This window comes from Rhodococcus sp. NPDC055112 (assembly GCF_053607505.1).
In genome coordinates, this window is the sequence record NZ_JBSGTR010000027.1 from 39,192 (window position 1) to 60,727 (window position 21,536).

The window sequence follows — 21,536 nt, forward strand, 5'->3', positions numbered from 1 at the left end:
TTCTCCGGCCGCGACGGCGTCGCCGGATCCAGCACCACCGCGCAGGTCACCGTCGCACCCGCCGACAGCGACCCCGTTGCCTCCACGATCACCCTCGACCCCATCAAGGGAGCCACCGCCGGCGGCAAGGCGATCAAGCTGAAGGCGAAGGTCAGCCCCGCAGCAGCGGGCGACACTGTCACATTCGAGGTAACCGAGAACCATGCAAACGGGGACCTTAGAAACTTCTCCAACGAAGTACCGGTCGGCGCCGACGGCACCGCCACCATGGAGTGGAGCCCCGCGAACGCCGGCAAGGCGACCATCGACGCCACCTTCTCCGGCCGCGACGGCGTCACCGGATCCACCACCACCGCGCAGGTCACCATCGCACCCGCGGCCACCACCACCCCCAAGCCCACCACCCCCAAGCCCACCACCCCCAAGCCCACCACCCCCAAGCCCACGCCGGCCCCCGACACCATCATGGGCGGCACCCGATACACCATGGGCGACACCGGCGATCACGAATGCTCGTTCGGTTTCAACGGCACCGACGGTGACGGCGACGTGGTGAACATCACCGCCGGACACTGTGACCGGCACCGCGAAAACGCGGGCAACGTCAACGCCACGGAGGTGAGGGAGGGGACAACCCCCTTCTATCTCCTTGGCGCCTTCGACAAGACGGTCGTCGATGGCGGCGACTACGCGGTGATCGAGTTCAGAAGCGATGCCGCCCACCGTTTCCAGAACAACTTCGTTTCCACCCACGGCGGGGACCCATTGGCGATCACTGGCACCGCAGATCCCGTGGTCGGGGCGCCGGTGTGCAAGTCCGGCAACACCTCCGGCTACACCTGCGGCAAAATCACCGCCATCAACCAGTACGTGAATTCCGGTCCCCGAGGCGCCACGGTGCCCAACGCCTTCGCCGCGAAGCTGTGCACGATTCCCGGCGACAGCGGTGGGGCCATGGTGACCGGCACCAAGGCACTGGGCATCGTGAGCGCCGGCGACCCCGGGAATTGCGACAAGCCGATGACGACCTGGGGGCAGCCGATCAACTCGGTCCTCGCCGCCAACCCCGGCCTGAAGATCCGCACCAACTAGCGGGTTAGCAGATCACGCAGACGCTCGGCTGGGGTATCCCAGTCGAGCGTTTTGCGTGGACGGCCGTTGAGTTGGCGGGCGACGTGCTCGAGGACTTCGGGACCAGAGACACTCAGGTCAGTGCCTTTCGGGAGTCCTGCGCTCGACAGCACACACGGGCCCTCCCGGCCTGGACACGAGCCAGATCGCAAGCAGGAGTTCGCCGACGAAGGTGAACGCGCCGATCTTCTGGAGGGAGCCCCCGGACAGCACCGCGGCCACGCTGTCGTAGGCGTAGCCGAAGCCCGCCGCGGCCACCAGGATTGCCAAGACTCCTGGCACGAAGCCCGACCGATAGGCCAGCACGCCGACCACGACCAGGTGCAGGCCGAAGAAGAGCAGGCCGATGTCCCAGGTGTCGTGGAACGCCTCGACTCCCATGAGTACCTGGGCATCGCCCGCCAGCATCGAGATCGCCCTGTTCGCCGGGAGCAGCGCCGCGTAGAGCGCCTACGCGACCACCACGTCGAGCGCGGCCATGAGCAGCAGCCAGGACCCCGCGACAAGGCAGGCGCGGCGCCGCGACCGGTCCTGTGCCGTCGCCACGCCCTCGTGCGGGACGGTCGCGCGGACGCTACTCATGCGCCCACCGAGGTGGCGGGCTCGCGATCCGATCCGGCCACCCGTGTCGAGGGAGTGTGGAATCCCTTGGTGATCAGGAGAATCGGCAGGATCAGCTCGAACAGGCCACCGGGGACGTACATCAGCACCCCGGGACCGGAGTCGAGCGCGGCGATGTCGAGCAGGCCCGCCGGGATGGCGAGGAGCAGTACGCCGTAGCCGACGAGGCCGAGCCAGGCGAGCCAGGCGGGAACGAACCCGGTCCGGAGCAGGACGAAGGACAGGATCAGGCCTGCGATGCCGGAGAAGAGGTAGATGAGCAGCTCGTACTGCTCGAACTGCGACTTCGTGGCGAGGAGGTAGGCGCCCACCGCGCCGATCGCCAGGCACTCGAGGCACCGGGTGACTAGGTAGGCAGTGGCGAGGGTTGTGCTGTACCGACCAAGGGTTCGCCGTAGGGCGAGGCCGATGCCGACCACGGCGAGGCCACAGAGGGTCTGGAGCAGTACGCCCGCGACCAGGCTGCCGGTCGGGCCGGTCCCGGTGGAGAAGTACTCCTGGATCAGGGCGTCGCCGACCAGGAACGCTGCGGTGGAGAAGAGGAACAGCACGCCGACCGTGCGGGCGGTGGTTCTGCTCGCGGTGTCGGTGCCGTGGCGGTCGTGGCCTGTTGGGGTTGTCGTCATGACGTCTTCCTCGGTGGTGGACGTGAGACTTACGGTGTAAGTAGTTCTACGCTTACAGGGTAAGTGCGTCAAGGTGAGAGGGGGAGGCATGGCACCGCCAAGGTCTGCGCGGGGTCCGCGCGGCCGGCTGAGTCGGGACGAGGTGCTCCTGGCCGCCGTCGCCTATGCCGACGAACACGGGATCGCGTCACTGAGCATGCGCAAGCTCGGCGAGGCGCTCGCCGTCGAGGCGATGTCCCTCTACAACCACGTGGCCAACAAGGACGATCTTCTCGACGGGATGGTCGATCACGTCTTCGGTGAGATCGTGATGGATCCGGGTGCATCCGGCTGGCGGCAGGCGATGCGGCTGCGGGCGATCTCGGCCCGCGAGGTGCTGTCGCGCCATCGTTGGGCGATCGGGCTCCTGGACTCGAGGACCAGTCCCGGCCCGGCGACGCTGCGGCATCACGACGCCGTCCTCGGGAGCCTTCGGGCGGGCGGTTTCTCGGTTCCGATGGCCGCGCACGCGTTCGCCGTCCTCGACAGCTACATCTACGGCTTCGCGCTGCAGGAGGCCGCTCTGCCCTTCGAGGGTCCGCAGGAGGCCGAGGACCTGGCTCAGGCCATCCTGGAGGGAATGCCTGCCGACGAGTACCCGCACCTCACCGAGTTGGCCGTGGAGCACGTGCTGCAACCCGGATACGAATTCGGCAACGAGTTCGAGTTCGGCCTCGACCTGATCCTCGACGGTCTGGAGAGGGCCTCCGCGGCAACCTGATTCGCGGGGCCGACCGCCGCCCGCGGGTCGGTTGACTCCTGTGCGAGGCTCGGTTCATAATAGAACACACGTTCGATGCGACTTCCCCGCTCGAGCTCCGTCGCCGGGTCCCCGGCGGCCGGATGCGCAGGGAAGGTGAACGCGATGGGCTGGGGAAACGGGCCGCCGACATGGTCGGAGATGGAGCGGGTGCTCTCCGGCAGGCCGGGACGGAACCCGCCGGAGGCGATGTACCCCGGCGACGGCAGCGACAGTCCGGCCTGGTCCCGCAAGCGTGGCGAGTACCGCGCGGGCCCGATCTCCCGGGACGAGACGCCGACCGTGCCCTTTGCGGAGTTGCATGCGCACTCGGCCTTCAGCTTTCTCGACGGCGCGAGCCCGCCCGAGGAATTGGTGGAGGAGGCGGTCCGGCTGGGGCTCGAGGCGATCGCGCTGACCGACCACGACGGGCTCTACGGGGTGGTGCGGTTCGCGGAGGCGGCCAAGGAGCTGAGCATGCGCACCGTCTTCGGGGCCGAATTGTCCCTGCCGTCACGCGATGCGGACTCGGCCGGTTCGCGGACCGGGACGCCGGACCCTGGCGGCACCCACCTGTTGGTGCTGGCGCGCGGGCGGGAGGGCTACCGACGGCTGTCGCGGCAGCTCGCGGCGGCGCACCTGGCGGGCGGCGAGAAGGGAAAGCCGCGGTACGACCTGGACGCGCTGACCGAGGCGGCGGGTGGGCACTGGCAGATCCTCACCGGCTGTCGCAAGGGGCACGTGCGCATGGCGCTCGACTCCGGGGGCGTCTCGGCGGCGGAGGGGGAGTTGCGCGGACTGATCGAGAGGTTCGGCAGTGACCGGGTCACCGTCGAGCTCACCCACCACGGCGTGGCCGAGGACGACGAACGCAACGGCGCGCTGGCCGAGCTCGCCGCGGCCGCCGGACTGCCCGTCATCGCCTCCACCGCAGCGCATTTCGCCGGACCGCCACGCCGACGCCTGGCCATGGCGATGGCGGCGGTCCGCGCCAGGCAGAGCCTGGACGAGGCGGCCGGATGGCTGGGGCCGACCGGCGGCGCGCACCTGCGGTCCGGGGCGGAGATGTCCCGGCTGTTCGCCGCGCATCCCACTGCGGTGCCGGGCGCGGTCGAGCTGGGCCGCGAGTGCGCCTTCGACCTGCGGCTGATCGCGCCCGAGCTACCGCCGTTCGAGGTGCCCGAGGGCCACGACGAGAACAGCTGGCTGCGCGAATTGACGATGGCGGGCGCCCGGCGGCGCTACGGCACCCCCGAGCAGCGGCCCGACGCCTACCGGCAGATCGAGCACGAGCTGACGATCGTCGCCCAGCTGGGGTTCCCGGGGTACTTCCTCGTCGTGCACGACATCGTGTCCTTCTGTCACCGCAACGACATCCTCTGTCAGGGCAGGGGATCGGCGGCGAACTCGGCCGTCTGTTACGCGATCGGCATCACCAACGTCGACCCGGTGGGGAACAAGCTGCTGTTCGAGCGGTTCCTCTCGCCGGAACGGGACGGCCCGCCCGACATCGACGTCGACATCGAATCGGATCGCCGCGAGGAGGCGATCCAGTACGTCTACAACCGCTACGGCCGCGCCTATGCGGCGCAGGTCGCGAACGTCATCACCTACCGCGGCAAGATGGCGGTGCGGGACATGGCTCGGGCGCTCGGCTTCTCGCAGGGCCAGCAGGACGCCTGGAGCAAGCAGGTCAGTCGGTGGACCGGGGTCTCCCAAGAGGCCGATACCGACATCCCGCCCGCGGTGCTGGAGCTCGCGGGCCAGATAGAGGGCCTGCCAAGGCATCTCGGCATCCACTCCGGCGGCATGGTGATCTGCGACCGGCCGATCGCCGACGTGTGTCCGGTGGAATGGGCGCGGATGGAGAACCGGAGCGTTCTCCAGTGGGACAAGGACGACTGCGCGGCGGTGGGGCTGGTCAAGTTCGACATGCTCGGGCTCGGCATGCTCTCCGCGCTGCACTACATGATCGACCTGGTGGCCGAGCACAAGAACCTCGAGGTGGATCTGGCCAGGCTGGACCTGTCCGAGGAGGCGGTCTACGAGATGCTGCAGCGAGCCGATTCGGTCGGCGTGTTCCAGGTGGAATCCCGCGCCCAGATGGCCACCCTGCCACGACTGAAGCCGCGCAACTTCTACGACCTGGTGGTGGAGGTGGCGCTGATCCGGCCGGGGCCCATCCAGGGCGGTTCGGTGCACCCGTATATCCGGCGCCGCAACGGGATCGAGCCGGTCACCTACGACCACCCGTCGCTGGAGAAGGCCCTGGCGCGGACCCTGGGTGTGCCGCTGTTCCAGGAACAGCTGATGCAGATGGCGGTCGACGTGGCCGGGTTCACGGCGGCCGAGGCCGACCAGCTCCGCCGGGCGATGGGGTCCAAGCGGTCGCCGGAGCGGATGGAACGGCTGCGCGGCCGGTTCTACGACGGGATGCGCGAACTGCACGGCGTCACAGGGGAGGTGGCCGACCGGATCTTCGAGAAGCTGTACGCGTTCGCGAATTTCGGCTTCCCGGAAAGCCATTCGCAGAGCTTCGCCGCACTGGTGTTCTACTCGGCCTGGTTCAAGCTGCACCACCCGGCGGCCTTCTGTGCCGGACTGCTGCGGGCCCAGCCGATGGGGTTCTACTCCCCGCAGTCGCTGGTCGCCGATGCCCGCAGGCACGGGGTCCGGGTGCACGGGCCGGACGTGAACGCCAGCCTGGCGCACGCCACGCTCGAAGGCGACGGGCTGGAGGTCCGGCTGGGCCTCGGGGAGGTGCGGCACATCGGTTCGGCACTGGCGGAGAAGATCGTGGCGGCCAGGTGTGAGGGCGGGCCCTACACCTCCCTGCTCGACCTGACCGGTCGAGTGGAGCTGACCACTCCGCAGGCGGAGTCGCTGGCCACCGCGGGCGCGCTCGGCTGTTTCGCCGGGTCGCGCCGTCAGGCGCTGTGGGCGGCGGGGGCGGCCGCGGGGGAGCGGCCGGGACGGCTGCCGGGCATGGGCGCCTCGACCGTCGCGCCCACCCTGCCAGGGATGAGCGACGTCGAACTCGCGGCCGCGGATGTGTGGGCGACCGGGGTCTCGCCCGACTCCTATCCCACCGAGTTCCTGCGCCCGCAGCTCGACGCGCTGGGCGTGACCCCGGCATCGGGATTGCTGGCGGTGCCCGACGGCGACCGGGTGCTGGTCGGGGGAGCGGTCACCCACCGCCAGCGCCCGGCCACCGCGGGCGGGGTCACCTTCATCAACCTCGAGGACGAGACGGGGATGGTGAACGTGGTCTGCTCGGTGGGGCTGTGGGCCCGGTACCGCACCCTCGCGCACACCGCGCCCGCGCTCCTGGTCCGGGGAAAGGTGCAGAACGCGGAGGGTGCGGTGACGGTGGTGGCGGACCGGTTGCAGCGGATGGACCTGCGGATGGCGGGCAAGTCCCGGGACTACCGGTGAACCGCACGCCGGGTGGCGTGTCGGAGTTCCGTCCGCCGGCGCCCACCGGCTTAGCATCCCCGGTATGAAGGCACCCGCGCTCGCCACGATCCTGATCCTGATCGCGCTGTTGGCGGGGTGCGGTGGCGGAGAACCCGAACAGCCGCAGTCCGACTCGCAATCCTCGCCCGCGGCCGGTGCCGACGCGGGCATCGCCCCCGATGCGAAGCTCGCCCCTGCGCCCGCGGAGGGCCTCGCCGAGCGGCAGGAGGTCACCACCGGCACGGTCTCGCTCACCGCGGCCGACCCCGTCGACACCGGCCACGTCGTCGTACGCATCGTCGAAGAGGCCGGCGGACGGGTCGACGACCGGACCGAGCGGCCGCGGACCGACGACACCGAGCCGAGCAGTTCGCTGACGGTTCGGATCCCGGCGGACCGCCTCACCGCCACCCTCGACGAGATCTCGGACCTCGGCGAGGTGACCGGGGTCAGCGTCAGCAAGAGCGATGTCACCATGCAGACCCAGGATCTCGACGCGCGGATCGGTGCCCTGCAGGCCTCGGTCACCCGGCTGCAGGGGCTGATCGCGACCGCCGCGAACACCGCGGACCTGATCGAGGCCGAGAACGCGCTCTCGCAGCGGCAGGCGGAACTCGACAGCCTCGTCGCGCAGCGGCGCGCGCTGGCCGACCAGGTCGAGCTCGCGACCATCTCGATCGACATCACCACCGCAGGGCCGGACAGCGCGGACCCGGACAGTTTCTGGGACGGCGTCGTCGCCGGGTGGCACGCACTGCTGTCCGCGCTGCACGGACTGGTCGTCTTCCTCGGCAGGGCCGTCCCCTGGGTGGGCTTCGCCGCGCTGGTCGTCCTCGTCGGGTACGCCGTCGTGCGGCTGCTCCGCAGGCGCTGACCCTCGGCGCTCCCGGGGTGTGACGGGTCACGTCCACGACCGAATGGATACCCTAGGGGGTATAGTTTGGGTCGACTGAGAGGAGTCGCCGTGAAGGTCGTCATCGTGGGTGGGGTCGCAGGAGGTATGTCCGCCGCGACCAGGTTGCGTCGCCTGGACGAGGAGGCGGAGATCGTCGTCTTCGAGCGCGGCGCGCACGTGTCGTTCGCGAACTGCGGGCTGCCCTACTACGCGGGAGGGGTCATCGAGGACCGCGAGGCGCTGCTGCTGCAGACGCCGGAGAGCCTCGCCGCCCGGTTCCGCCTCGACGTGCGTGTGCGCACCGAGGTGGTCGCAGTGGACCCCGCCGCCAGGATGGTCACCGTCCGCGATCTGCGGACCGGCGACGAGACCGTGGAGTCGTACGACTCGCTGGTTCTCAGCCCAGGCGCGAGCCCTATCGTTCCCGACATCGAGGGGGTCGGGCGGGCGCTGGTCCTGCGCGACGTCGAGGACGTGGACCGGCTGGTGGGCGCGCTCGACGCCGACGCCCGTACCGCGGTGATCGTCGGGGCCGGGTTCATCGGCGTCGAACTCGCCGAGAACCTGCGACACCGTGGCCTCGAGGTCACCGTCGTCGAGCTGGCCGACCAGGTGCTGGCCCCGCTCGATCCCGAGATGGCGTCGCCGGTGGCGGATGAGCTGCGCGGCAACGGCGTCCGGCTCGAGCTCGGCACCCAGGTGATCGCACTCGGCGCGGACACCGCGACCCTCGCCGACGGCCGCCTCCTCCCGGCCGACGTCGTCGTGATGGCCATCGGCGTGCGCCCCGAGACCGCGCTGGCGGTCGGCGCGGGCATCGAGGTCGGTTCCCGGGGCGGCATCGTGGTCGACGCGAGCATGCGCACCTCCGCGGAGGGCGTCTACGCGGTCGGCGACGCGGTCGAGAAGACCGACGCGCTCACCGGCGGTGCCGGTCTGGTTCCGCTGGCGAACCCCGCGAACCGGCAGGGCCGGCTCGTCGCGGACGTGATCGCGGGCAGGCCGGTGCGGGCGCGTCCCGTCGTCGGCACCGCGATCGTCGGGGTGTTCTCGCTGATGGTGGCCGCGGTGGGCTGGAACGAGAAGCGGCTGCGCGCCGCGGGCCGCGAGTACCGGGTCATCCACACGCACCCGCAGTCGCACGCCGGCTACTACCCGGGCGCGCAAGGCATGTCGCTCAAGCTGCTCGTCGATCCGGACACCGACGCGATCCTCGGCGCCCAGGGCGTCGGCGGCAACGGAGTGGACAAGCGCATCGACGTGATCGCTACCGCGATGGTCGGCGGTCTCACCGCCACCGACCTGGCCGACCTCGAACTGGCCTATGCCCCGCAGTTCGGCTCGGCGAAGGACCCGGTGAACATGCTCGGCTACATCGCCGACAACATGCGCACCGGCACCACCGCAACGGCGCAGTGGCACGAGCTGCCCGCTCTGGTCGAGGCCGGTGCGGTGCTGGTGGACGTGCGCACCCCCGCCGAGTTCGCACTGGGCTCGATCCCCGGATCGGTGAACATCGAGCTCGACCAGTTGCGCTCGCGCGCAGCCGAATTGCCGGACGGTGAGCTGATTGCGGTCTGCCAGGTCGGTCAGCGCGGCCATACCGCGACCCAGCTCCTGCGCCGGCTCGGGCGCAGCGTGCGCAACCTGGACGGTGGCTACCGCACCTGGCAGGCCGGGCGGGTGCCGGTCGGCGAGTTCGTCAGCTAGCTCTCGTCGTCGGTGGGTGCCCGGCCGGTATCGCCGGTCGGGGTCTCGTCCGCGGAGTCCGCCGAGGCTGTGGAATCGGGCTTGTCGGCGGTGTCCTCGTCGAGCACGCTCACCGTCACCCCGTACGGCAGGAACCGCACCAGTCGTCGCGGGTCGGTGTTGTTCTTGTGAATCCGCAGTGCCTCGAGCTCCGTCGCGAACACCTGGTCCACCCGGGCGGACCCGTCCTCATCGACGGTGTAGATGGCCCACACGCCGTCGCCTGCGTCGCCCGTGGTCTCCGGGCGCGGTCGGGGCCATGACGTGCTGGTTCCCACATTGAACGAGTGCGAGTAGGGGATGCCCGCATCGTCGAGGAACCTGCCGAACTTCTCGGCGGCGTCGCGTAGTCCCGCACTGGCCTCGCGGGCGATGCGCTCGATGTCTTCCGGGTCGATGCCGAACGGTCCCCTGCTACCCATGGCAATTCTCCTGCGGTGTCGCCCCGGCTCGTCGGCGACCCGGGATTCACCTCCAGTGTGGCCGCAGCGTGTCGGCGGCGCCAGGCCCGCGGCTCATCGAGGCGCGGACTCCTGTTCGGCGAGCGCGCGGCGCGACTCCTCGTGCAGCACCTCGAGCAGCTCCTGCTCCAGCGCCACGAACTCGGGCGAGGTGACGACGGACAGCTCCCGGGGGCGCGGCAGGTCCACCCGCACCTCCCGGCGCACGGTGGCGGGCCTGGCCGACAGCACGATCACCCGGTCGGAGAGGTAGACCGCTTCGCGGATGTCGTGCGTGATCATCAGGACCATCCACCGGTACCGCTGCCACACCTGCTGCAGCCAGTCCTGCATCTCGGTGCGGGTCAGCGAATCGAGCGCGCCGAACGGCTCGTCGAGGAGCAGCAGCTCGCGGTCCTGGACGACCGTGCGCAGCATGGCGGCGCGTTGGCGCATCCCGCCCGAGAGCTGGAACGGGCGGGCGTCCTCGAACCCGGACAGCCCGAAGATCGGGAACAGCTCGCGGGCGCGGCGCCTGGCCTCCCGCTTGTCGATCCCCTGCACCTCGAGCCCGAGCGCGGTGTTGTCGAGGACCGTTCGCCACGGGAACAGCAGGTCCTTCTGTGGCATGTATGCGCTGTGCGGCGTTCCCGACGCGGCCCCGTCGCCGACGAGCACCCGGCCCGAGTCCGGCGCGTCCAGCCCGGCGAGGATGTTGAACACCGTGCTCTTGCCGCAGCCGCTCGGGCCGATGACGGAGACGAACTCGCCGGGGGCGGCGTCGAAGGACACCCGGTCCAGTACGAGGCGGGAGCCGGTGCGCCGCCCGGGCTGCGGATACGACTTGGTGATCCCCTCGAGCGCGATCCTCGATCCCCGTGCCTCAGCCATGGCCGTGCTCCATCCGGGACCATGGGGCGACGACCCGCTCCACCGCGAACGTCAGCAGGTACAGGGCGATGCTGATGACGGCGGTGACCAGCACCGCCGCCAGCACCAGGTCGGTGCGGAACGAGTTCTTCTGCAGGCTCATGTAGATGCCGAGTCCCTTACTGGCCCCGACGTACTCGGCGAACACCGCCCCGACGACGGCGTAGGTGATGCCGATCCGCAGCGCGGTGAAGAACCGCGGCAGCGCGGACGGCAGCCGGACGTACCGGAACACCTGCCATCGCGAGGCGCGCATGCTGCGCAGCAGCGCGCCCGCCTCCCGTTCGGTCGAGGCGAAGCCCTCGATCAGCCCGATCGCCATCGGGAAGAAGGTGGCGAGGGCGATCACCAGGACCTTCGGCAGCAGCCCGAACCCGAACCAGATGATCATCAGGGGTGCGATCGCGATGATCGGCAGCGTCTGCGAGGCCACGAACAACGGCACGAAGGCGCGGCGCAGCCACGGCGAGAAATCCACCAGGATCGCCAGTGCCCACGCCAGGACCAGCGACACCGAGAACCCGATCAGGGTTACCGTCAGCGTGGCGCCCGCGTGCCCCGCGATCTCCTCGCGGTGCCCCCAGCCCTGCTGCGCGACGCGCACCGGCGACGGCAGCAGTTGCGGACGGATCCCACTGACGTCGACATAGATCTGCCAGGCGACGACCAGCGCCGCCACCACCACAAGGGCGGGGGTCAGTCTACGAAGGGCCGAGGTAGTCATTGGTGAAGTACGTCGACCAGTCGGGTTCGGTGGTCAACGTGTTGCCGTCCGGGCCGGCGAGCAGTCCGTGCTGGTAGAGGAATCCGGAGTTGCCCGCCCATTGCGGCAGGGTCTGGGTGCCGACCTTCCCGGTCGCGTCCTTCATGTACTGCGAGGCGAGCATCCGCTGGCTCTCGATCACCAGTGACTCGTCGTTGAAGGCGCCAGGGTTGGCCTCGATGAGCTGCTTCGCGGCCTCGTCCGGGTTGTCCGCGGCGAACTGGTAGCCCCGCTGCAGCGCTTGGACGAACTTGCGGGCCTGCTCGGGGTGCGATGCGAGCCAGTCCTCGTTGCCGTCGATCACGATGGCGTAGGCGTCGGGGAACCCGTAGTCGGTGTAGCGGAAGTACCGCATCGGGGTGCCCGCGTGCTCGGCCTCGATGCCCTCCCATGCGGAGTACGAGACGGTGAAGTCGGCCTTGCCGGAGTAGACGGCCTCGTACGCCGACGTGCCGAGGGTGACCGAGTTGAAATCGCCGGTGCCACCGTCATTTCGGATCACCTGGCGGAGCGTCTCGTTCTCGCCCGGATCGCCGAACCCGGCATAGGTCTTGCCGTCGAGGTCCTTGGGGCTGACGATGTCGGCCCGGTCGGCGCGGACGCCGATCGCGGTCGCCCAGTGCTGCAGCGGTGCCAGCACAGAGATGGTGTGCGCGCCGGAGGCTCGGGAGAACGTCGACGCGTCGTGGGTGCTGATCCCGAACTCGGCGTTGCCGGCGTCGACGAGGGTGTCGACCGCGGTGTTGTTGTACGGCAACACCTCCACGTCCAGCCCGGCGTCGGCGAAGTACCCCTGCTGCTGGGCCACGAAGAGCCCGGTGTGGTTGGTGTTCGGGGTCCAGTCGAGGGCGAACCGGATGGTCTCCCCTGAGCCGGTGTCGGAACCACACGCGGTGAGCAACGACAGTGAGGACAGCGCGACGACGGCGCCCGCGAGCGCGCGGCGGATCCGGGCGGTCACGGCGCGGGCCAGGGCTGCGGGTGGAGCGCGGTGTCCCAGAACAGGAGTTCGTACCGCGTCGCGACGGTGAACGCCTCGACCATCGCCTCGCGCTCGCCCGGTGTGGCTGCGGCCGCAGCCGCGTCGACCAGGGTGCGGGCGGTCGCCGCGGAGGTCTGGAACTCCTCGGCGTCGTAGGTGGACACCCACTGCGCGTAGGGATGTCCTGCATCGGCTGCCAGCACCTTCGCCGCGCTCGCGGCCAGGTCGCGCCCGACCTCGGCGTAGATCCAGAAGCACGGCAGGATCGCCGCCGCCGCGACCGGGTACGGCTCGGTGGCCGCGGCCGCGATCAGGTACGAGACGTAGCCGAGGCAGGTAGGGGAGTGTCGGGGTTCCTGCTCGGCGGGCGGCAGCACCCCGCCCGACAGCAGGTCCTCGTGCAGGGAGGTCTCGACCACGGCAGCGCTGGCGGCGGAGGTGGCCCAGAAGGCGGCGGACGCCGGGTCGGGTGCCCGCGAGGCGAGGAGGGCCAGCGCCTTGGCGTACCCGCTGAGGTACAGCGAGTCCTGCTCGACGTAGAAGCGGAAGACGTCCAGCGGCAGGCTGCCGTCGCCGAGACGGCGGAGGAACTCCAGCTCGTCGATCGCGACGCGCAGCGCCTTGGTGTGATCCCACAGGTGTTCGGTGAAGCGGTCCTGCACGCAGTCGTCAGCGGTGTTGTTTCGAGCGACCTGCAAGCAGTCGCCAGCGGTGCTGTTTCGAGCGACCTGCACGCAGTCGTCAGCGGTGTTGTTTCGAGCGACCTGCAAGCAGTCGCTAGCGGCGGTGCCCCCCGTGGTGGGCGTATGCGAAGCCATGACATCCCTTCGTCAGCATTACCTGGCCAGGTTCTCGGGTCTGCTCTCAGCCCCGCGACTTGCGGAGCACCCCGTGTCTCAACACGGCGACATTAGCATCTGTGCAGGCCAGGGCTGCACCCGCCCGCGATCACATACCCCGGCGGGTACTATCGGAGTGGACGAATTCGGACGTGAGAACAGGGAGTGGCGCAATGACGGGTGACGAGGAGAGCATCGCGTTGGTGCTCAACAGGTTGCGGCGCGCGCAGGGCCAACTGGCGGGCGTCATCTCGATGATCGAGAGCGGCCGCGACTGCAAGGACGTGGTGACCCAGCTCGCCGCGGTCTCGCGTGCGTTGGACCGCGCCGGCTTCAAGATCGTCGCGACCGGCCTGCGCGATTGCCTGTCGGGAACCAACCGGGACAACCAGGAGCCGATGACCGAGGCGGAACTCGAGAAGCTCTTCCTGGCGTTGGCCTGACACCGGGCCGCGGCACCGGTGGTCCGCAGACCCGCAACGCCCGCTCGGGGCGTGGCAAAAAAATGGGAACCGGACGCCCCGGCCGTGTGTCGCACGCCCACCTGAACGTCGGCATAGCAATATGTAACCCGGCCGCGCGCTGAATGATTCGGCGCGCGGACGGCGATCTGTTCATACCGAATGAGGTGTTGGCGTGTCCGTGGGAATTGGGCTCAGGGTGGGCAGCATCGTGTCGCACACGGTGATCGCGTCGAACGACGCGGGGACCCCGGACCCCATAGTCATCGTCCGCGACACGGTGCTGCATGTTGGCTCCGACGGGAGCACCGTCCTAGGCGGGGTAGGGCAGAACGGCGGTACCGAGCACACGCTGTCCGGGTTCCTGTCGAGAGTCGGCGACCCCGAGGGGGTCGCGGCGAGCGACGGCACCCGGTATCGGGCGGAGGACGTGGTCGCGACGGCGATCAGCAGCCTGTTGCACGAATGTGAGCCGCTGCCGGACCACGGTGGGCGGGACGGTGGCACCCCACACGTCTGGGCGACCTACCCGTCCAACTGGGCTCCTGAGACCGTGGCGGATCTCCGTGAATCGCTCGATTACGGCGGCATGCCGCAGATCACGCTGGTGTCCGACGCGGAGGCGTCGTGCGCCTGGTTCGAATCCGAGGTAGCGGAGCAGCCGGGCCAGCTGATCGGGACGTACCACGCGGACGACGCTGGAACGACGGTGAGCCTGATGCGCTCGGGTGTCCTGGTCGGCCGCTCCTTCCGGTTCCCCGCAGGCAGCGGGACGTCGCCGACCGCGCAGCTCTCCACCGCGCTCGGCGCGTTCGGTTGGTTGCCCTCGAACCTCGATGCCGTGGTCGTGACCGGAGACGGATTGGTCGCGAGGGACACGGTCGCCATGAAGGGCGTCGCGACCGCGCTGGCCGACCGGCTCGGGGTGCACAGCGTGGTGGGGCCGGGCCCGGAGCAGGCCGCTGCGCTGGGTGCGGCGATCCTGGCCGCCGGATTCCAGACCCCGGCGATGGCGATCCGGCGGATCGGCCTGCCGCCGTCGTACGACGTCACCGAGGTGATCAGCGCGATTCCGGGTTCGGTGCGCGAGGTGCGCGAGGTCACCGACGCCCACGAACGTTCGAGCCTGCTGACCGCGTCCGCGGTCGGGGCGATCCAGGCCGTTCATGACGTCGATGCCGACGGCGACACGGAAGGCGACGACGACGCCAACTCGGGAGGCGGCAGGCCGCTGGTGCTGGCCGGCGCGCTCGCGCTCATCGCGGCGGTCGCCCTGATCGGCGCGGTGCTGGTGTTCCTGCTCTGACGGCGCCGCGCGACGGGGCTCATGGGACGGGGACGAATAGTGCCCTCGTCCACACCCCGCGCGCGGTGTTGGCGGCGACCACGGCCCAGATGCCGAGCAGCACTGCGAACAGGACCACGGAAAACCACTGGACGGCAACGGAATCGGTTGCGATCCCGAGCGCTCCCGCGCCGACCGCGCAGGCGCCGAGCGGGAATGTGAAGCTCCACCAGCTCATCGAGAAGCGGAGCCCGCGGCCTGCGGCCCGGTAGGTGAGCAGGCAGGCGAAGCCGAGGGCCAGCGCGCCGATTCCCGCGACCGCGGTGCCGTAGGCGACGCCGAACGCGCGGAGCCCGGCGGCCGCATCGGACGAGACCGCGGTGCCGGAGACCCTGCCGAGCAGGTTCGCGGCGGCGATCGACTGCCCGATGACGCCCAGCGGGATCCACATGGTCGGGATGGCCTGCACGGCGGGCAGTCCGGTGCGGGCGAGGTGCCGGATCACCACTGCCATGGTCACGACGGCCGCGGTCAGCGCCATCGCGAACAGGGCGTAGCAGCCGAGCAGCATGGCGAGCCTGGCCTGCCCCTCCGGCAGGTGGGGGATGAGCGCGGCCCCGGTGGCGGCGGACACCATCGGGGGCACCACCGGCATCAGCCACACGGGACCGGGAGTGCCGCCGGACAACATGCGCGGCGGCACGATGATGGCCGCAGCAACCCCTGCCACCGTGCCGAGCGCCCACAGGACCGCGGCGACCACGATGGCGGACGGGCCGAAGATCTCGGTGCCGACGGCCGCGGTGCCCGCGCCGACGGTCAGCACGGCCATCGGCAGTGCGCCGTAGAAGGGTGCCATCGCCGGGTTGCGGGCGTAGCCGAGTGCCTGCTCGCGATGGCGCACCCAGTGGGCCGCGAACGCGACCGAGAGCAGCAGCAACGCGGCGGTCGCCAGCACCCAGAATCCCCGCGCGATCGAGTCACGGCCCGGCAGATCCACCGGGAGCGACGCCGCGCCCACCGCGATGATCCCGGTGCCCATCACCACCGCGAACCAGTTCGGCGTCAGGTGTGCCAACGCGGGGCTGCGGCGAACGGTTGTGGCGGGGGCGGGGGCGGTCGTGAGCATGATTAAAGACTGCCGTCCTGGCGTCGGTGCCGGTAGACGGCTTGTCGTTGGCCTGTCACAACTACAGGTTGTGGCGGCCTATTCTGTTGGTATGCCGTTGTCCCCGCGCGTCCCCGAACTTGCCGCCCTCGACGTCCTGGTCTCCGTCGCGCGGCTCGGCAGCATGGGGGCCGCGGGGCGCGAACACGGACTGAGCCAACAGGCCGTCAGTGCCCGGATCCGCTCGGCCGAACGGCTGCTGGGGATCAGGGTGTTCGACCGCGCCACCACCGGCGTCACCCCGACCTACGAGGGCGGACTGGTGCTGGAGTGGGCGGCGGGCACCCTCGCCGCCGCCGAGGAGCTGGCCTCGGGGATCTCGGCGCTGCGCGGCGAGCGCGAGGCCAACCTGACGGTGGCGGCGAGCATGACGATCGCCGAGTACCTGGTGCCGGGCTGGACGGTGACCATGCGGCGCAAGAACCCGACCGTGGTGACCTCGGTGCGGCTGCTGAACTCGACCGACGTCGCGGCTCAGGTGCTGGCGGGGGACGCGGACCTCGGCTTCGTGGAGGGGCCGGACGTGCCGGCGGGGCTCCATGCGCGGGAGGTGGCGCGCGACGAGTTGGTGGTGGTCGTCCCGCCAGGGCACCCGTGGGCGAGCGCCGCCCCCATCACCCCGATCGAACTCGCCAGGACGCCGTTGATCCAGCGCGAGTTCGGTTCGGGCACCAGGAACACGCTCGAGAACGCCGTGCCGGGGTGCGTGGACCCGTTGCTCGAGCTCACCTCGTGCACGGCGGTCAAGGCCGCCGTCGTGGCGGGCAACGCGCCAGCGGTGGTGTCCTCGCTGGCGGTGGCGGCGGACCTGACGGACGGACGACTTGTGTCCGTCGAGGTGCAGGGCCTTCGGCTGCCGCGCCGGCTGCTCGCGGTGTGGTCCGCCGATCGCGGCCTGCGCGGGCCCGCGCGCGACTTCCTCGACATCGCGGCGGTGTGAGGGTGCCGGCGTCAGGACCCCGCATCGTCGCCGCGCAGATCAAGCCGAACAGCAAGAAGGGGCCGCTGGTCGAGATTCTCGAGGACGGCACCCTGCTGCTGTACGTGCGCGCACCGGCGGTGGAGGGCAAGGCCAACAAGGCCGCCGAGGAGTTGCTCGCCGCGCATCTGGGCCTGTCGAAGAAGTCTGTGCGGCTGATATCCGGGCAAACCTCCCGCCACAAGCGCTTCGAGGTGCAGGATTGACCCGTGTCCGAATGGGACGGTGAGGGGTACGCAGAGGTCAGTGGCCTGCAGCGGACGCTGGCCGAGAGGTCGCTGTCCGGTCTCGAGCTGACCGGCACCGAGCGCCTGCTCGACGTCGGGTGCGGCGACGGGTTCGTCACGCTCGCCCTGGCCCGGCGGCTGATGCAGGGGTCGGTGGTCGGTGTCGACGCCTCGGCGAAAATGGTCGACAAGGCCCGGTCCAGGCCGGTGCCCGACGGGGCGACCGCGACCTTCCTCGTCGCTGACGCGCGCGAGTTGCCGTTCGAGAACGAGTTCGACGTCGTGGTCTCGTTCAACGCGCTGCACTGGGTCAGCGAGCAGGGTCGGGCGCTGGCAGGCATCGCCCGTGCCGCGCACCCCAGCGCGCGGGGGATCATCCAGATGGTGTGCGCGAGTGAGCGGCCGAGCCTCGAGTCGGTGGCCATGCGCGTGTGCCGGGAGCAGGCGTGGGCCGCGTCGTTCGCCGGGTTCGAGCCGCCGTTCACCCACATCGACCCCGCCGTCTATCCGGAACTGGCCGCGTCGGCCGGCCTCGTCGTGACCGACCTGCGGACCTCCGATCTCGACTGGGACTTCGGATCGAGGGACGAGTTCTCCCGTTGGTGCGCGGTGGGTTTCGCGGCCTGGACCGGCCGGCTCGACGAGGATCGGGTGCCGCGGTTCGTCGACGACGTGGTGCGCGCCTACGAGGAGGTCTCGGGCGGCCCCGGCCTGTTCCGGTTCACCCAGATGCGGGTGGCGTTCGCCGTGGCGACCGCGCCCTGCTAGCTCCCGCCCGCGAAGCCGTGCTGGCGCCACGCCTCGTACACGACGACGGCCGCGGCATTGGACAGGTTGAGCGAGCGCCTGCCGGGGACCATCGGGATCCGCAGCTGGGCGGTGACGTGCGGGTCGGCGAGGACCTCCGGCGACAGCCCGGTCGGCTCGGGGCCGAACAGCAGCACGTCGCCTGGTTGGTACTCGACGTCCGCGAAGGAGGTCTGCCCGTGCGCGGTGAACGCGAACACCCGCTCGGGTGCCAGCGCGGTCCACGCCGCCTCGAGGTTCTCGTGCACGGTCACCGAGGCCAGGTCGTGGTAGTCCAGCCCCGCCCGGCGCAGCTTCGGTTCGGACAGGTCGAAGCCGAGCGGGCCGACCAGGTGCAGCTCGCACCCGGTGCCCGCGACAAGACGGATCGCGTTGCCGGTATTCGGTGGGATGCGAGGCTCGTGGAACATCAGTCGGAACACCGCATCAGCTTGCCACCGGGGGCGGCGGGCCGTTCAGCGCCCCGGGCCGCCGAGAAGTCGTATCGTCGAGACAGACCCCGATTGGAGGCCGACATGGACATGCCGCCCGAGGCCCGTCGCCACATCGCCGAGGATCACGTCGCCTGGTTGACCACCGTCACCGACAGCGGAGCGCCTGCACCCAACCCGGTCTGGTTCGTGCCGGACGGCGACGATCTGGTGGTGTTCAGCGCGCCCGGATCGCGCAAGGTGCACAACATCGCCGAGCGACCGACGGTCACCCTCAACTTCAACTCCGACCCGCACGGCACGGACATCGTCGTCATCAGCGGCACCGCGTCGGCGACCCCGAACAAGCGGTCGAGCGGCATGCGCGCCTACCTCGACAAGTACGAGGCCAGCATCACCGGCGAGCTCGGCACCACGGTCGAGGAGATCGACAGGGTCTACAGCACCGAACTGCGGATCACGCCGACCCGGGTGCGCCTGACGCCTCCCGCCTGATCGGCGCCGAGTAGCAGACCGGGTACGGCAGTCGCCCGGCCACCGGCGCGCCTTCCCGTCGGTGGGTGGGTGCAGGATGGCCACATGGCACCGGAACACCCCGAGGAATTCGTCGGCGAGGACTTCGCAGACGCCCGATTGCCGCGCCAGAGTTGGCAGGATCGGCACTACACCGGCTGCAACTTCCGGGACGCGGACCTGAGCGAGCTGCGCACGGAACGCGTCGTGTTCACCGACTGCGATTTCACCGGCGCGGACCTGTCCGGTTCACATCACACCGTGACTGCGTTCCGGTCCTGCACGTTCACTCGGACACGGCTGTGGCACAGCGTGTTCCGGAGTTCCAGTCTGCTCGGTTCCAACTTCCAGGACTGTCGCATCCGGCCGATCGAGTTCGACGAGGTGGACTTCACGCTCGCCTCGCTCGGCAAGGCCGACCTGCGCGGGGTGAACCTCACCGACTGCAGGCTGCGCGAGGCCAACCTCGTCGACGCCGACCTGCGGCAGGCCGTGCTGCAATCGGTCGACCTGTTCGGCGCCCGCACCAGCGGCCTCCGGCTCGAGGGCGCCGACCTGCGCGGTGCGCACGTCGACGCCGCGCTGTGGACCAGCGCCAAGCTGGAGGGAGCGAAGATCGAGATGACGCAGGCGATCGCGATGGCAGGCGCCCACGGGTTGATCGTCGAGCCCTGACGGGCCGGACAGCCTCAGCGCACGAACTCGCGCGCCAGCAGGTCCATCAGCAGGCCGTCGTCCCAGGTGCCTTCCTTGTTCTTCTCGTACTCGCGCATCACCCCGACATCCTTGAAGCCCACCTTGCGGTAGCAGGCGATCGCGGGGGCGTTGGCGAGCTTCGGGTCGATGACCAACCGGTGGAACCCGTGGTCGTCGATCAGATGAGCGCAGACGACCCGCACCACCTCGGTGCCGAGGCCCCGGCCCTGCGTCCCGGACGAGAGGAACAGGTCAAGCCCGGCGTGCCGGTAGTCGGGGTCCGGTTCGCAGTACCACTGAGCGAACCCGATGACCTGGTCGTCCTCCAGCACCGTGTACTTGACGGTGTCCGGTTCCTCGACCTCGGGCCAGTCGTCGTCGGGAGTCTGCCACCATTTGCGGACGTCTGGCTGGCGGTGGATCTCGCGCAACCGGTCGCGGTGTTCGGGGCGGATCGCGGTCAGCACCACCCGCGGGCCGACGAGATCGGGCGTCTGTTCGGGAGTCGTTGCCATGCCATCCAGTCATACCTGAAACAATGGTGGCCGTGACTGCGACGATCCTGGATGGCAAGGCAACCCGCGACGAGATCTTCATCGATCTCAAAGCCCGAGTGGATGCGCTCAAGGCCGAGGGCATCACGCCCGGGCTGGGCACCGTCCTGGTCGGCGACGACCCCGGATCCGCCGCCTACGTGCGCGGCAAGCACAACGACTGCGCCAAGGTCGGGATCACCTCGATCCGGCGCGACCTGCCCGCCGACATCACCCAGGCCCAGCTCGAGGCCACCATCGACGAGCTCAACGCCAACCCCGAGTGCACCGGGTACATCGTGCAGTTGCCGCTGCCCAAGCACCTGGACGAGAACGCTGCGCTCGAGCGGATCGACCCGGGCAAGGACGCCGATGGGCTGCACCCGGTGAACCTGGGCCGACTGGTGCTGGGCAAGGAGGCGCCGTTGCCCTGCACCCCCCGCGGCATCGTGCACCTGCTCCGCCGCTACGAGGTGCCGATCAACGGTGCGCACGTGGTGGTCGTCGGCCGTGGAATCACCGTCGGCCGGCCGATCGGTCTGCTGCTGACCCGTCGCAGCGAGAACGCCACCGTCACCCTCTGCCACACCGGAACCAAGGACCTCGCGGCCGAGGTCGAGCGCGCCGACATCATCGTGGCGGCGGCCGGGGTTCCCGGGCTCATCACCGCGGACATGGTCAAGCCAGGAGCCGCCGTGCTCGACGTGGGTGTCAGTCGGACCGCCGACGGTCTGCGCGGCGACGTCGACGACAGTGTCCGCGAGGTCGCGGGGTTCATCTCGCCGAACCCGGGCGGCGTCGGGCCGCTGACGCGAGCCTTCCTGCTGACCAACGTCGTCGAGCGCGCGGAGCGGCTCGCAGCGGGCTCCGAGTAGAACCGGCGATGACCGCTCAGACGTCCGCGCCGACGGCGAACCGTTGGGTGCGCTTCGCCCGTAAGAACCTGCCGCTGCTGGCGGTGTTCGCTGTGGTGCTCGTCGCGGTGGTCTTCGTGCTCGCCGACCGGTGGCGGCGCGGCGCCTTCGTCTTCGGGTTGGCGACGCTGCTGGCCGCGGGATTCCGGCTGTGCCTGCCCGCCGAGCGGGTCGGGCTGCTGGCGGTCCGGGGTCAGCGCTTCGACGTGGGGGCGCTGATCGCGGTCGGTGGTGCCATCGTGTGGCTGGCGGTCTCGATCGATCCGTTGGGCACCGACTGAAGAGGTGCCTTGATCGCGGCGCCCGCGGTTG

The 21,536-nt window shown here is 70.1% G+C and carries 25 protein-coding genes and 1 pseudogene; 14 read left to right on the plus strand and 12 right to left on the minus strand.

What is annotated here, in order from left to right; translation table 11 throughout:
* Positions 1-1,092 (plus strand): S1 family peptidase (locus ACWFRB_RS14110; RefSeq protein WP_452641770.1); only part of this gene is annotated, 1,092 nt, incomplete at its 5' end.
* Here the strand turns inward: ACWFRB_RS14110 and ACWFRB_RS14115 are convergent.
* The 4 genes and pseudogenes from ACWFRB_RS14115 to ACWFRB_RS14130 form a co-directional block, all read right to left on the minus strand.
* Positions 1,089-1,223, minus strand: a pseudogene (locus ACWFRB_RS14115) (IS30 family transposase); the annotation flags it as partial. The gene ACWFRB_RS14110 and the pseudogene ACWFRB_RS14115 overlap by 4 nt on opposite strands.
* Positions 1,210-1,566, minus strand: a complete 357-nt coding sequence (locus tag ACWFRB_RS14120; RefSeq protein ID WP_452641796.1) for a DUF4386 domain-containing protein — start codon at positions 1,564-1,566, stop codon at positions 1,210-1,212. The pseudogene ACWFRB_RS14115 and the gene ACWFRB_RS14120, both read right to left, overlap by 14 nt.
* Positions 1,567-1,581: 15 nt before the next feature.
* A complete protein-coding gene (locus ACWFRB_RS14125; protein WP_452641771.1) occupies positions 1,582-1,713 on the minus strand; it encodes a hypothetical protein in 132 nt (43 codons plus the stop codon).
* On the minus strand, positions 1,710-2,378 hold the full coding sequence (locus ACWFRB_RS14130) for a DUF4386 domain-containing protein (protein ID WP_452641772.1): 669 nt from the start codon (positions 2,376-2,378) through the stop codon (positions 1,710-1,712). The genes ACWFRB_RS14125 and ACWFRB_RS14130 overlap by 4 nt, the downstream gene beginning before the upstream one ends.
* 88 nt (positions 2,379-2,466) lie before the next feature.
* On the opposite strand from ACWFRB_RS14130, the gene ACWFRB_RS14135 reads away from it, so the two are divergent.
* The 4 genes from ACWFRB_RS14135 (at position 2,467) to ACWFRB_RS14150 (ending at position 9,217) form a co-directional block, all read left to right on the plus strand.
* Positions 2,467-3,138: a TetR/AcrR family transcriptional regulator C-terminal domain-containing protein gene (locus ACWFRB_RS14135; protein ID WP_452641773.1), complete on the plus strand. Its 672-nt coding sequence runs from the start codon at positions 2,467-2,469 to the stop codon at positions 3,136-3,138.
* A 144-nt stretch (positions 3,139-3,282) separates the two neighbouring features.
* Positions 3,283-6,591 (plus strand): error-prone DNA polymerase, encoded by a 3,309-nt coding sequence (locus tag ACWFRB_RS14140; RefSeq protein ID WP_452641774.1) that lies wholly within the window; start codon positions 3,283-3,285, stop codon positions 6,589-6,591.
* A gap of 64 nt (positions 6,592-6,655) precedes the next feature.
* A complete protein-coding gene (locus tag ACWFRB_RS14145; protein WP_452641775.1) occupies positions 6,656-7,486 on the plus strand; it encodes a DUF4349 domain-containing protein in 831 nt (276 codons plus the stop codon).
* Between the two features lie 90 nt (positions 7,487-7,576).
* The gene (locus ACWFRB_RS14150) at positions 7,577-9,217 is read left to right on the plus strand and encodes an FAD-dependent oxidoreductase (protein WP_452641776.1); all 1,641 of its coding nucleotides are present in this window, start codon (positions 7,577-7,579) and stop codon (positions 9,215-9,217) included.
* On the opposite strand, the gene ACWFRB_RS14155 is transcribed toward ACWFRB_RS14150, so the two are convergent.
* The 5 genes from ACWFRB_RS14155 to ACWFRB_RS14175 form a co-directional block, all read right to left on the minus strand.
* On the minus strand, positions 9,214-9,678 hold the full coding sequence (locus tag ACWFRB_RS14155; RefSeq protein ID WP_452641777.1) for a hypothetical protein: 465 nt from the start codon (positions 9,676-9,678) through the stop codon (positions 9,214-9,216). The two genes, ACWFRB_RS14150 and ACWFRB_RS14155, sit on opposite strands and share 4 nt — an antisense overlap.
* Positions 9,679-9,771: 93 nt before the next feature.
* Positions 9,772-10,587, minus strand: a complete 816-nt coding sequence (locus ACWFRB_RS14160; protein WP_452641778.1) for an ABC transporter ATP-binding protein — start codon at positions 10,585-10,587, stop codon at positions 9,772-9,774.
* Complete coding sequence (locus tag ACWFRB_RS14165; protein WP_452641779.1) at positions 10,580-11,350, minus strand: ABC transporter permease; 771 nt, start codon at positions 11,348-11,350, stop codon at positions 10,580-10,582. Before ACWFRB_RS14165 ends, ACWFRB_RS14160 begins: the two co-directional genes overlap by 8 nt.
* Positions 11,328-12,350: an ABC transporter substrate-binding protein gene (locus ACWFRB_RS14170; RefSeq protein WP_452641780.1), complete on the minus strand. Its 1,023-nt coding sequence runs from the start codon at positions 12,348-12,350 to the stop codon at positions 11,328-11,330. The genes ACWFRB_RS14165 and ACWFRB_RS14170 overlap by 23 nt, the downstream gene beginning before the upstream one ends.
* A complete protein-coding gene (locus ACWFRB_RS14175) occupies positions 12,347-13,069 on the minus strand; it encodes a TenA family protein (protein WP_452641781.1) in 723 nt (240 codons plus the stop codon). The genes ACWFRB_RS14170 and ACWFRB_RS14175 overlap by 4 nt, the downstream gene beginning before the upstream one ends.
* Positions 13,070-13,383: 314 nt before the next feature.
* On the opposite strand from ACWFRB_RS14175, the gene ACWFRB_RS14180 reads away from it, so the two are divergent.
* Together ACWFRB_RS14180 and ACWFRB_RS14185 are read left to right on the plus strand one after the other, a co-directional pair.
* Entirely contained in the window at positions 13,384-13,653 is a 270-nt protein-coding gene (locus ACWFRB_RS14180) for a metal-sensitive transcriptional regulator (protein WP_027501746.1), read from the plus strand.
* A gap of 193 nt (positions 13,654-13,846) precedes the next feature.
* Entirely contained in the window at positions 13,847-14,977 is a 1,131-nt protein-coding gene (locus ACWFRB_RS14185) for a hypothetical protein (protein WP_452641782.1), read from the plus strand.
* A 19-nt stretch (positions 14,978-14,996) separates the two neighbouring features.
* Here ACWFRB_RS14185 and ACWFRB_RS14190 read toward each other — a convergent pair whose 3' ends face one another.
* Positions 14,997-16,085: a TDT family transporter gene (locus ACWFRB_RS14190; RefSeq protein ID WP_452641783.1), complete on the minus strand. Its 1,089-nt coding sequence runs from the start codon at positions 16,083-16,085 to the stop codon at positions 14,997-14,999.
* A 91-nt stretch (positions 16,086-16,176) separates the two neighbouring features.
* Between ACWFRB_RS14190 and ACWFRB_RS14195 the strand changes: the two genes are divergently transcribed.
* The 3 genes from ACWFRB_RS14195 to ACWFRB_RS14205 are packed head-to-tail and all read left to right on the plus strand — an operon-like array spanning position 16,177 to position 18,098.
* Positions 16,177-17,064, plus strand: a complete 888-nt coding sequence (locus ACWFRB_RS14195; RefSeq protein WP_452641784.1) for a LysR family transcriptional regulator — start codon at positions 16,177-16,179, stop codon at positions 17,062-17,064.
* 2 nt (positions 17,065-17,066) lie between these two features.
* On the plus strand, positions 17,067-17,309 hold the full coding sequence (locus tag ACWFRB_RS14200; protein ID WP_452641785.1) for a DUF167 domain-containing protein: 243 nt from the start codon (positions 17,067-17,069) through the stop codon (positions 17,307-17,309).
* Between the two features lie 3 nt (positions 17,310-17,312).
* The gene (locus tag ACWFRB_RS14205) at positions 17,313-18,098 is read left to right on the plus strand and encodes a class I SAM-dependent methyltransferase (protein WP_452641786.1); all 786 of its coding nucleotides are present in this window, start codon (positions 17,313-17,315) and stop codon (positions 18,096-18,098) included.
* Here the strand turns inward: ACWFRB_RS14205 and ACWFRB_RS14210 are convergent.
* On the minus strand, positions 18,095-18,559 hold the full coding sequence (locus ACWFRB_RS14210) for a tRNA (cytidine(34)-2'-O)-methyltransferase (protein ID WP_452641787.1): 465 nt from the start codon (positions 18,557-18,559) through the stop codon (positions 18,095-18,097). The genes ACWFRB_RS14205 and ACWFRB_RS14210 overlap by 4 nt on opposite strands.
* Before the next feature lie 93 nt (positions 18,560-18,652).
* On the opposite strand from ACWFRB_RS14210, the gene ACWFRB_RS14215 reads away from it, so the two are divergent.
* Positions 18,653-19,063: a pyridoxamine 5'-phosphate oxidase family protein gene (locus ACWFRB_RS14215; RefSeq protein ID WP_452641788.1), complete on the plus strand. Its 411-nt coding sequence runs from the start codon at positions 18,653-18,655 to the stop codon at positions 19,061-19,063.
* 84 nt (positions 19,064-19,147) lie between these two features.
* Positions 19,148-19,756 carry a pentapeptide repeat-containing protein gene (locus ACWFRB_RS14220; protein WP_452641789.1) on the plus strand — a complete coding sequence of 203 codons (609 nt, stop codon included), beginning with the start codon at positions 19,148-19,150 and terminating at the stop codon, positions 19,754-19,756.
* A 14-nt stretch (positions 19,757-19,770) separates the two neighbouring features.
* Here ACWFRB_RS14220 and ACWFRB_RS14225 read toward each other — a convergent pair whose 3' ends face one another.
* On the minus strand, positions 19,771-20,292 hold the full coding sequence (locus ACWFRB_RS14225) for a GNAT family N-acetyltransferase (RefSeq protein ID WP_452641790.1): 522 nt from the start codon (positions 20,290-20,292) through the stop codon (positions 19,771-19,773).
* Between the two features lie 32 nt (positions 20,293-20,324).
* On the opposite strand from ACWFRB_RS14225, the gene ACWFRB_RS14230 reads away from it, so the two are divergent.
* Positions 20,325-21,185: a bifunctional methylenetetrahydrofolate dehydrogenase/methenyltetrahydrofolate cyclohydrolase gene (locus tag ACWFRB_RS14230; RefSeq protein WP_452641791.1), complete on the plus strand. Its 861-nt coding sequence runs from the start codon at positions 20,325-20,327 to the stop codon at positions 21,183-21,185.
* Positions 21,186-21,193: 8 nt separating this feature from the next.
* Positions 21,194-21,505 carry a DUF3017 domain-containing protein gene (locus tag ACWFRB_RS14235; RefSeq protein ID WP_452641792.1) on the plus strand — a complete coding sequence of 104 codons (312 nt, stop codon included), beginning with the start codon at positions 21,194-21,196 and terminating at the stop codon, positions 21,503-21,505.
* Positions 21,506-21,536 lie beyond the last annotated feature (31 nt).

What these genes read in the sequence shown, in the direction of transcription:
- ACWFRB_RS14145 (WP_452641775.1), top strand. Translation starts at nt 6,656, where the DNA reads ATGAAGGCACCCGCGCTCGCCACGATCCTGATCCTGATCGCGCTGTTG.
- ACWFRB_RS14190 (WP_452641783.1), bottom strand. Translation starts at nt 16,085, where the DNA reads ATGCTCACGACCGCCCCCGCCCCCGCCACAACCGTTCGCCGCAGCCCC.
- ACWFRB_RS14140 (WP_452641774.1), top strand. Translation starts at nt 3,283, where the DNA reads ATGGGCTGGGGAAACGGGCCGCCGACATGGTCGGAGATGGAGCGGGTG.
- ACWFRB_RS14195 (WP_452641784.1), top strand. Translation starts at nt 16,177, where the DNA reads ATGCCGTTGTCCCCGCGCGTCCCCGAACTTGCCGCCCTCGACGTCCTG.
- ACWFRB_RS14160 (WP_452641778.1), bottom strand. Translation starts at nt 10,587, where the DNA reads ATGGCTGAGGCACGGGGATCGAGGATCGCGCTCGAGGGGATCACCAAG.
- ACWFRB_RS14220 (WP_452641789.1), top strand. Translation starts at nt 19,148, where the DNA reads ATGGCACCGGAACACCCCGAGGAATTCGTCGGCGAGGACTTCGCAGAC.
- ACWFRB_RS14235 (WP_452641792.1), top strand. Translation starts at nt 21,194, where the DNA reads ATGACCGCTCAGACGTCCGCGCCGACGGCGAACCGTTGGGTGCGCTTC.
- ACWFRB_RS14165 (WP_452641779.1), bottom strand. Translation starts at nt 11,350, where the DNA reads ATGACTACCTCGGCCCTTCGTAGACTGACCCCCGCCCTTGTGGTGGTG.
- ACWFRB_RS14155 (WP_452641777.1), bottom strand. Translation starts at nt 9,678, where the DNA reads ATGGGTAGCAGGGGACCGTTCGGCATCGACCCGGAAGACATCGAGCGC.
- ACWFRB_RS14225 (WP_452641790.1), bottom strand. Translation starts at nt 20,292, where the DNA reads ATGGCAACGACTCCCGAACAGACGCCCGATCTCGTCGGCCCGCGGGTG.
- ACWFRB_RS14135 (WP_452641773.1), top strand. Translation starts at nt 2,467, where the DNA reads ATGGCACCGCCAAGGTCTGCGCGGGGTCCGCGCGGCCGGCTGAGTCGG.
- ACWFRB_RS14130 (WP_452641772.1), bottom strand. Translation starts at nt 2,378, where the DNA reads ATGACGACAACCCCAACAGGCCACGACCGCCACGGCACCGACACCGCG.
- ACWFRB_RS14125 (WP_452641771.1), bottom strand. Translation starts at nt 1,713, where the DNA reads ATGAGTAGCGTCCGCGCGACCGTCCCGCACGAGGGCGTGGCGACGGCA.
- ACWFRB_RS14215 (WP_452641788.1), top strand. Translation starts at nt 18,653, where the DNA reads ATGGACATGCCGCCCGAGGCCCGTCGCCACATCGCCGAGGATCACGTC.
- ACWFRB_RS14180 (WP_027501746.1), top strand. Translation starts at nt 13,384, where the DNA reads ATGACGGGTGACGAGGAGAGCATCGCGTTGGTGCTCAACAGGTTGCGG.